This is a genomic window from Kitasatospora putterlickiae, assembly GCF_039527695.1.
In the GTDB taxonomy this organism is placed as follows: Bacteria; Actinomycetota; Actinomycetes; order Streptomycetales; family Streptomycetaceae; genus Kitasatospora; species Kitasatospora putterlickiae.
In genome coordinates, this window is record NZ_BAAAKJ010000043.1 from 5,182 (window position 1) to 12,812 (window position 7,631).

The 7,631-nt window shown below is 73.9% G+C and carries 8 protein-coding genes; 1 reads left to right on the forward strand and 7 read right to left on the reverse strand.

The window, feature by feature from the left end; genetic code table 11:
• Together ABD308_RS05205 and proC are read right to left on the reverse strand one after the other, a co-directional pair.
• The coding region (locus tag ABD308_RS05205) for an HAD family hydrolase (protein ID WP_344326783.1) at positions 1-652 on the reverse strand (652 nt) is incomplete at its 3' end.
• A 31-nt stretch (positions 653-683) separates the two neighbouring features.
• A complete protein-coding gene (proC, locus tag ABD308_RS05210; RefSeq protein ID WP_344326790.1) occupies positions 684-1,511 on the reverse strand; it encodes a pyrroline-5-carboxylate reductase in 828 nt (275 codons plus the stop codon).
• Positions 1,512-1,751: 240 nt separating this feature from the next.
• Here proC and ABD308_RS05215 point away from each other — a divergent pair, with 240 nt between their 5' ends.
• Complete coding sequence (locus ABD308_RS05215) at positions 1,752-2,201, forward strand: hypothetical protein (RefSeq protein WP_344326803.1); 450 nt, start codon at positions 1,752-1,754, stop codon at positions 2,199-2,201.
• A gap of 37 nt (positions 2,202-2,238) precedes the next feature.
• Here the strand turns inward: ABD308_RS05215 and ABD308_RS05220 are convergent, their stop codons facing one another.
• The 5 genes from ABD308_RS05220 to ABD308_RS05240 all read right to left on the reverse strand — a co-directional run bounded on the left by ABD308_RS05220 (position 2,239) and on the right by ABD308_RS05240 (position 7,322).
• Complete coding sequence (locus ABD308_RS05220; protein WP_344326815.1) at positions 2,239-2,766, reverse strand: hypothetical protein; 528 nt, start codon at positions 2,764-2,766, stop codon at positions 2,239-2,241.
• A gap of 93 nt (positions 2,767-2,859) precedes the next feature.
• The gene (ilvD, locus tag ABD308_RS05225; protein WP_344326826.1) at positions 2,860-4,704 is read right to left on the reverse strand and encodes a dihydroxy-acid dehydratase; all 1,845 of its coding nucleotides are present in this window, start codon (positions 4,702-4,704) and stop codon (positions 2,860-2,862) included.
• Positions 4,705-4,834: 130 nt separating this feature from the next.
• Positions 4,835-5,605, reverse strand: a complete 771-nt coding sequence (locus tag ABD308_RS05230) for a methyltransferase domain-containing protein (RefSeq protein WP_344326838.1) — start codon at positions 5,603-5,605, stop codon at positions 4,835-4,837.
• Between the two features lie 74 nt (positions 5,606-5,679).
• Positions 5,680-6,468 (reverse strand): class I SAM-dependent methyltransferase, encoded by a 789-nt coding sequence (locus ABD308_RS05235; protein ID WP_344326849.1) that lies wholly within the window; start codon positions 6,466-6,468, stop codon positions 5,680-5,682.
• Positions 6,469-6,500: 32 nt separating this feature from the next.
• A complete protein-coding gene (locus tag ABD308_RS05240; RefSeq protein WP_344326922.1) occupies positions 6,501-7,322 on the reverse strand; it encodes a sugar phosphate isomerase/epimerase family protein in 822 nt (273 codons plus the stop codon).
• Positions 7,323-7,631: the final 309 nt, after the last annotated feature.

Here is a 7,631-nt window from a genome sequence, read left to right on the forward strand (position 1 = left end):
AGCCGAGCAGGGCGGGGACCTCGGCCAGGTCGGCGATCAGACCGGTGGCGCCGGCGGCGGTCAGCTTCGCCGGGTCGGTCAGCGCGGTGTAGCCGTAGACGTCCATGCCGGCCGCGCGGGCGGCCAGCACCCCGTTGGGGCTGTCCTCCAGCACCAGGCAGGCCGCCGGGTCGACGCCGAGGGTGCGGGCGGCGTGCAGGAACAGGTCCGGGGCGGGCTTGCCCACGCCGACGTCCTGGGCGCTGAAGATCCGATCCTCCGCGAGGTGGCCGCGCAGGCCGGTGACGTCCAGCGCGGCCCGGATCCAGCTGTGGTGGGCGGAGGAGGCCAGGCAGTAGGGCACCGAGCGCCGCCGGAGCTCCTCCAGCAGCGCGTCCGCGCCCCGGACGGCGGCCAGTTCGGTCGCGAAGGCGTCGAAGATCCGCCCGTGGAAGGCGTCGTCGAAGCCCTCCGGGAGCCGCGCGCCGTCGTACCGCTCGGCGATGACGTCGTGCACCTTGTGGGCGGCGGTGCCCATGAAGTCCCGGTAGGAGTCCTCGATCGTCGTCGGGTAGCCCAGCTCGGTCAGGTACTCGGCCAGCAGCCGGTTGGAGAGCGGCTCGCTGTCCACCAGGACACCGTCGTTGTCGAAGATCACCAGTTCATAGCTCATGCGGGCGACCCTACCGACCCGTTCGCGCAGGTCACCTGCCACCGGAGGCCAGCTCCCGGGAACGGTCCCGGGCCGCCTCCAGGGCGCCCAGCAGCGCCGCCCGCACGCCGTGGTTCTCCAGCTCGCGGATGGCCGCGATGGTGGTGCCGGCCGGCGAGGTGACCGCCTCGCGCAGCTTCACCGGGTGCTCGCCGGAGTCCCGCAGCATGACCGAGGCGCCGATCGCCGACTGCACGATGAGGTCGTGCGCCACCTGCCGGGGCAGGCCGAGCAGGATGCCCGCGTCGGTCATCGCCTCGACCAGGAAGTAGAAGTACGCCGGTCCGGAGCCGGAGAGCGCGGTCGCCGCGTCCTGCTGGGACTCGGGCAGCCGCAGCGCCTTGCCGACCGAGCGGAAGATCTCCTCCGCCCGCTCCAGGTGCGCCTCGGTGGCGTGCGAGCCGCCGGAGATGACGCTCATGCCCTCGTCGACCAGGACGGGCGTGTTCGGCATCACCCGGACCACCGGGGTGCCGGCCGCCAGCCGGGCCTCGAACCAGGCGGTGGGGACGCCCGCCGCCGCCGAGATCACCAGCCGGTCCGGGGCGACGTGCGGCGCCAGCTCGTCCAGCAGGGTGCCCATGTCCTGCGGCTTCACCGCGAGGATCAGGGTGTCGGCCAGCTTGGCGGCCTCGGTGTTGCCCACCACGCCGACCCCGTACCGGGCGGCCAGTTCGGCGGCCCGCTCCGGGCGGCGGGCGGTCACCAGGACGTCCCCCGGGTCCTTGCCCGCCCGCAGCAGACCGGAGAGCAGGGCCTCCCCGATCTTGCCCGTGCCGAGGAAGGCGATCTTCTGTCCGTGCGCCGCGCTGCTGGTCATGGCCGCTCCTTGCCTCCGGGGCCGCGTTCCGGCACCGCCGCCATCCTCGCACCGCGCGCCCGCCACCGGCGGCGGCGTCCACCCTGCGGGCAGCGCGGCCCGGGGTTCCGGCGGGCTCCGGCGAGGTTCCGACCAGGCGCGGGCGAGGCACGGACGAGGGCTCCGGCGGGGCTCCCCTTAGGGCGAAACTCCGGGTTCTCCCCTATGGTCCGGGGCTGGACGCGGGCGCACCGTGGAGTCATGGCACACGGAGAGATGTCCCGACGTGAGAACCGACAGGTCGCCGTCGCCGCGGCGACCTTGGGGCCGTGGCGGACGGCCGCGGGAGTCGGCGCGGTGGTGGGGGCGACGGACCTGGCGATCGAACTGATCGACGGGGACTGGTCGCTGAGCATGCTGGCCGGTCCGGCCGGCTGGGGCCTGTTCTTCTTCTTCCTGGTCGGCACGGTCGGCGCCCGGCTGCGCCGGGAGGGCGGCGACAAGCGGCTGCGGCGGTGGGCGAACGAGCACCCGTGGCAGGCCGCGCTGCCGGCGGCCGGCGGACTGCTGGTGCTGAACACGCTGGCGCAGCTGTTCCTCGGGGACGCGGGCGTGTTCGAGGCGTTCTTCGAGTCGCTGTTCCCGGCGGCGATGCTGGTGACCGTCGCGGGGGTGGTGGGCTCGGTGAAGAAGGCCCGCGGCAAGGACTGACGGGGCTCGGCGGCGGACCGGCGGGGACCCCGGGGATTCAGCGCCTGCGCTTGGCGCGGCCCGGCGTCCTGGCGCCGGGCCGTCCGCTGCGGCCGGCCTGCCGGCGCTCGTAGCGGTCCAGCTCCCGCTCGTGGTGGGCGCGCCGGACGGCCTCGCCCGGGGCCTCGCGCAGGCTGCGGACGAAGTAGGCGAGCAGCGCGCCGACCCCGCCGATCACCCAGACCACGCCGAGCGACCGGTCCTCGGCCATCCAGCCGGTCAGGCTCTCCTTGCCCTCCGTGAGCAGCTTCCAGGTGCGCAGCGCGGCGAGCAGCGAGCAGATCGCGACGGCCGCGACCAGCAGCCCGTTGAGGAACCCGCCGTTGCCGGCGATCCGGATGCCGTCGACGGCGAAGCGCAGCAGCAGCGCGGCGGCCGCGGCGGCGAGCAGGGCGCCGACCGGGACGAGGACGCGGCGCAGCCGGTAGCCGCCGTCGCGCTCGACCCAGCTGGTGCCGAACCAGCGGATCGGCTCCGGCTCGGGGGCGCCGGCGGGCTGGGCGGGGAGGCGGGGTTCCTGGGTCACGAACCCGATTATCCCCGGTGGGCGGAGACGGCGGAGGAGCCGTCCCGGTGGTCGGGACGGCTCCTCGGGTGGCCGCTGGTGCCGCGGACGGCGTCAGCCGAGCCGGCTGATGTCCCGGACGGCGCCCTTGTCGGCGGAGGTGGCCATCGCGGCGTACGCGCGCAGGGCCTGGCTGACCTGGCGGTCGCGGTTCTTCGGCCGGTAGCCGCCGCCGGCCTCCAGCGCGCGGCGGCGCTCGTCCAGGACCTCGGCGGGCACCTCCAGGGAGATCCGCCGGCCCGGGATGTCGATGGCGATGGTGTCGCCGTCCTCGACCAGCGCGATGGTGCCGCCGGACGCGGCCTCTGGGGAGGCGTGGCCGATGGACAGGCCCGAGGTGCCGCCGGAGAAGCGGCCGTCGGTGACCAGCGCGCAGGCCTTGCCCAGCCCCCGGCCCTTGAGGAAGGAGGTCGGGTAGAGCATCTCCTGCATGCCGGGGCCGCCCTTGGGGCCCTCGTAGCGGATGACGACGACGTCGCCCTCCTTGATCCGCTTGGCGAGGATCGCCTCGACCGCGTCCTCCTGGGACTCGACGACGACGGCCGGGCCGCTGAACGTCCAGATCGACTCGTCGACGCCGGCGGTCTTCACGATGCAGCCGTCCTCGGCGAGGTTGCCGTACAGCACGGCGAGGCCGCCCTCGACGGAGTAGGCGTGCTCGACGCTGCGGATGCAGCCCTTGGCGGCGTCGGTGTCCAGCGTCTCCCAGCGCTCGGACTGCGAGAAGGCCTCGGCGGAGCGGACGCAGCCGGGGGCGGCGTGCCACAGCTCGACGGCCTCGGCGGACGGCGAGCCGCCGCGGACGTCCCAGGTCTTCAGCCACTCGGCGAGCGAGTCGGCGTGCACGGTGTGGACGTCCTCGTTGAGCAGCCCGCCGCGGTAGAGCTCGCCGAGGATGGCCGGGATGCCGCCGGCCCGGTGCACGTCCTCCATGTAGTACGAGCCGTTGGGCGCGACCTTGGAGAGGCAGGGCACCCGGCGGGAGACCGCGTCGATGGCCCGCATGTCGAAGTCCAGCTCGGCCTCCTGGGCGGCGGCGAGCAGGTGGAGGATGGTGTTGGTCGAGCCGCCCATGGCGATGTCGAGGGCCATGGCGTTCTCGAAGGCCGCGCGGGTGGCGATCGAGCGGGGCAGGACCGAGTGGTCGTCCTGGCCGTAGTGGCGGTTGGCGATCTCGACGACGGTCCGGCCGGCCTGCTCGTACAGCGCCCTGCGGGCGGTGTGGGTGGCGAGGACGGAGCCGTTGCCCGGCAGCGAGAGGCCGATCGCCTCGGTGAGGCAGTTCATCGAGTTGGCGGTGAACATGCCCGAACAGGAGCCGCAGGTCGGGCAGGCGTTCTCCTCGATGATCGCGATGTCCTCGTCGGAGACGTTCTCGTTGACCGCCTGGGAGATCGCGTCGACCAGGTCGAGCTTGCGCACGGTGCCGTCGACCAGGGTGGCCTTGCCGGCCTCCATCGGGCCGCCGGAGACGAAGACCGTCGGGATGTTGAGGCGCAGCGCGGCCATCAGCATGCCGGGGGTGATCTTGTCGCAGTTGGAGATGCAGATGAGCGCGTCGGCGCAGTGCGCGTTGACCATGTACTCGACCGAGTCGGCGATCAGGTCGCGCGAGGGCAGCGAGTAGAGCATGCCGCCGTGGCCCATCGCGATGCCGTCGTCGACGGCGATGGTGTTGAACTCCCGGGGGATGCCGCCCGCCTGCTTGATCGCCTCGGAGACGATCCGGCCGACCGGCTGGAGGTGGGTGTGGCCGGGGACGAACTCGGTGAAGGAGTTGGCGACCGCGATGATCGGCTTGCCGAAGTCCTCGCGGGCTACGCCGGCCGCCCGGAGAAGCGCCCGGGCGCCTGCCATGTTGCGACCGTGGGTGACCGTACGGGACCTCAGCTCGGGCACTGTGCTCCACTCCTTCGGAGGCTGGCTGGCGGCCCCGGTCGTTCGGAGGGTGCGGGGCCGCTGTGTCCGTCGAGCCTACGCCCGCCATCCGGGCGGCGGACGCCGCGTCCGCGATGCGGTCAGCGCGGTGTCATCGGGGGACGACCGCGAGGGTGAGGTCCAGCAGGTACGGCGCGGTGATCAGGCCGTCCGGGAACTCGGCCCGCAGCGCCTCGCGCTCGCCCTCCAGCAGCGCGCGGCGCCGGTCCTCGTCGAGGACGGCGACGTAGGAGCGCGAGGAGATGTCGGTGATCAGGTGGTCGACGGTGGTCCGGCGCTCCCAGCGGAGCACCGTGGTGACGGGTTCCAGACCGAGGCGGCGCCACTGCTCGGCCGCCGTCTCCACTTCGTCGAACTGGCGGACGGCCCCGGGCAGCAGCGCGCGTTCCCGGGCGCCGGAGGCCCGGACCCAGGGCACCTCCTGGTCCATCACGTTCCACCAGGCGGCGAGCGCGCCGCCCGGCCGCAGGACCCGGACCGCCTCGGGGACGGAGCGCTCGGGGTCGGTCCAGTGGAAGGCCTGGGCGTAGGTCACGAAGTCCGCGGAGCGGTCGTGGAAGGGCAGCTCGTCGCCGGTGCCCTTGACCAGGGCGAGGCCCGGGCCGCTCGCCAGGAACTGGGCCGCCATGCCCGCGCTCGGCTCCACCCCGACGACGTCGGCGCCCCGGGCGGCCAGCAGCCGCGTCGAGATCCCGGTGCCCGCGCCGACGTCCAGCACCCGCGCGCCCTGGAGGCGCCGGCCGGACAGCCGCTCCAGCTCGTCGAACAGCTCCTGCGGGTACGAGGGCCGCCCCCGGTCGTACTCCGCCGCCACCCCGCCGAAGGACTCCGCGAGTTTCCGGAACTCCTGGACGTCCGTCATGTCTCCCCCTCTGTCGGATCGGGTCAGGTGCAGGTTCGGGTGCAGGTTCAGGTTCGGGTTCAGCGGGTCCGGGTTCAGGCCGGGGTGGTCGCGACGGTGAGGTCCAGCACGTACGGCTCGATCACCCAGCCGTCCGGGAACTCCGCCAGCAGGGCCTCCCGCTCGACGGCCAGCAGCGGCGCGCGCTGCTCCGGGGTGAGCGCGGCGAGGTAGGAGCGCGAGGTGAGGTCGGTGATCAGGTGGTCGACGGTGATCCGGCGCTCCCAGTGCAGCACGGCGTGCCCGGTCCGCAGGTCGTACGGGGCGAGGTGGGAGGCGATCTCCTTGGTGGCGCTGTAGTGGTGGTACGTCCCGGGCAGCGCGGCGGCGAGCCGCTCGCCCATCGCCCGCACCCAGGCGACGCCGCTGTCCTTCACGTTCCACCAGACGGCGAGCGCCCCGCCCGGCCGCAGGACCCGCATCGCCTCGGGGACGGAGCGCTCGGGGCGGGTCCAGTGGAAGGCCTGGGCGTAGGTCACGAAGTCCGCCGAGCGGTCGTGGAAGGGCAGCTCGTCGCCGGTGCCCTTGACCAGGGCGAGGCCCGGGCCACCGGCCAGGAACTGGGCCGCCATGCCCGCGCTCGGCTCCACCGCGATCACGTCGGCGCCCCGGGCGGCCAGCAGCCGCGTCGAGATCCCGGTGCCCGCGCCGACGTCCAGCACCCGCGCGCCCTGGAGGCGCCGGCCGGACAGCCGCTCCAGCTCGTCGAACAGCTCCTGCGGGTACGAGGGCCGCGCCCGGTCGTACTCCGCCGCCACCCCGCCGAAGGACTCCGCGAGTTCGCGGAAGCCTCCGCCGGGCCCGGTCTCTCTCGATTCCGCCATGTCTCCCCCTGAGGACGGCAGTTCGTGTGCCGTCAGCGTACGCGAGCGGGGGTGGCCAGGTGCAAGCGCGTGAAGGCGAGCGCCTCGGCGAGATCGGCCTCCCGTTCGGCGGGCGACGCGGCCCGGCGGGTGTTGACCTCCAGCACCACATGGCCGTCGAAACCGGTCCGGGCGAGGTGTTCCAGCAGCTCGGCGCAGGGCTGCTTGCCCCGGCCCGGGATGAGGTGCTCGTCCTTGCCGGAGCCCGAGCCGTCCGCCAGGTGGATGTGGGCGAGCCGGTCCCCCATCCGGTCGACCATCTCGAAGGCGTCCACCCGCGAGGTGGCGACGTGCGACAGGTCGATGGTGAAGTGCCGGTACTCCTCGTCCGTGACGTCCCAGCCCGGCGCGTACGCCAGCATCTCCCGGTCCTTGTACCGCCACGGGTACATGTTCTCGACCGCGAACCGGACGTCCGTCTCCCCCGCCATCCGGTGGACGCCCTCGACGAACTCGCGGGCGTACTGGCGCTGCCAGCGGAACGGCGGATGGACGACGACCGCGTTCGCGCCGAGCTTCTCGGCCGCCGCCCGGGCGCGCACCAGCTTGGTCCACGGGTCGGTGGTCCACACCCGCTGGGTGATCAGCAGGCACGGCGCGTGCACGGCGAGGATCGGCATGCCGTGGCCGTCGGAGAGCCGGCGCAGCGCCTCGATGTCCTGGCTGACCGGGTCGTTCCAGACCATCACCTCGACGCCGTCGTAGCCGAGCTTGGCGGCCAGCTCGAAGGCGACCGCGGTGTTGGCCGGGTAGACGGAGGCGGTGGACAGGGCGACCTTGGTGTCCGGGATGTGCAGGGTCGGGTGGGCGGGCATCACCAGGCGGTCGGTGGTGCGCAGCAGCGGGGGGCGGGCGGCGGCCTGGCGGGCGGCCTTGACGGATTTCACCGACTGGACGGCGGCCTTGGCGGCGCCGGCCGCCCGGGCGGTACGGGTGCCGCGGGCGGGCTCGGCGGCGGGGCTCTTCGTCCCGGCGGACGCCTTGGGCGCGGCCCCGGTCCTGGTCCCGGCCGCGGTCTTGGTTCCGGTCTTGGTCTTGGCTCTGGCCTTGGCCTTGGCCTTGCCGGGGGCGTCGGCGGTGGTCCCGTCGGCCGCCTGGACGCCCGCCGAACTCCTGCCCGCCGC

What these genes read in the sequence shown, in the direction of transcription:
- proC (WP_344326790.1), bottom strand. Translation starts at nt 1,511, where the DNA reads ATGACCAGCAGCGCGGCGCACGGACAGAAGATCGCCTTCCTCGGCACG.
- ABD308_RS05215 (WP_344326803.1), top strand. Translation starts at nt 1,752, where the DNA reads ATGGCACACGGAGAGATGTCCCGACGTGAGAACCGACAGGTCGCCGTC.
- ABD308_RS05230 (WP_344326838.1), bottom strand. Translation starts at nt 5,605, where the DNA reads ATGACGGACGTCCAGGAGTTCCGGAAACTCGCGGAGTCCTTCGGCGGG.
- ABD308_RS05235 (WP_344326849.1), bottom strand. Translation starts at nt 6,468, where the DNA reads ATGGCGGAATCGAGAGAGACCGGGCCCGGCGGAGGCTTCCGCGAACTC.
- ABD308_RS05240 (WP_344326922.1), bottom strand. Translation starts at nt 7,322, where the DNA reads ATGCCCGCCCACCCGACCCTGCACATCCCGGACACCAAGGTCGCCCTG.